This window comes from Ulvibacter sp. 2305UL32-6 (assembly GCF_058148545.1).
Map to the genome: position 1 here is coordinate 1 of NZ_JBYVKA010000068.1, position 748 is coordinate 748.

1 protein-coding gene is annotated in these 748 nt (G+C 32.0%); it reads left to right on the forward strand.

Annotated elements, in window-relative coordinates:
• Nucleotides 1-82: 82 nt before the first annotated feature.
• Complete coding sequence (locus tag ACY2RU_RS17755) at nucleotides 83-676, forward strand: DUF3885 domain-containing protein (protein ID WP_490139824.1); 594 nt, start codon at nucleotides 83-85, stop codon at nucleotides 674-676.
• The last annotated feature ends 72 nt before the right edge of the window (nucleotides 677-748 follow it).

A 748-nucleotide genomic window follows, 5' to 3' on the forward strand; every position in this document is an offset into this window, starting at 1 on the left:
TCCGCAAATTTGGTTGAGCCACAGCGAGCCAAGAAACGCCACTGGCATTATACAAACACGTTGGCAGTAATTGCAAAAGAAAATGACGAAAGAAGAATTTGATAACCTTTGGAAACTCAATTATCCGAATACAGTTCCAATTTCTTATTTGTTTAAAAATCAATATTCGGAAAGATGGTTTAGAATTCATAGCCTACCAAAATCCAAACGTTATCCTGAAACTGAAAAAGATTGGAAAATATTACTCTCAAGACACAACGAAATAATAACGGACATACTTGGAATAGACACACCGATTTTAATTGTTACAGGTGATTATAATTGGGGAGATGAGAGAGTTTCACATGTAACAAAAGAAGAAGTAATTTTTAAAAGTTACTCTTTCGTGGAACTTGACAAAATTGACTTGTTTAAAATCGACTCTGATGAATATCATGAGATTGACATTTATAGACCAGCGTTTGCCAAAACAAATTGGAATTTTGTAAAACAAACGGACTTAATAAAGGAAATAGCAAATGACAGAATTAGAGCATTCTTTGTGTCTTTTGAGAAAAATATAATTGTAGCACCTTATGACGGTGGAATTGATTTTATTCTTAAAGACATGGAAACAAAAGACTATTATAAAAACAAATTTAAAAATTGGTTGTCTGTAAGAAAAGATGGACTTTAATAAAACCAACTACTGCCAACACCGTATATAACCAATGGCTAAATGGGTTATTGAATTTGAATTCCTACTTTT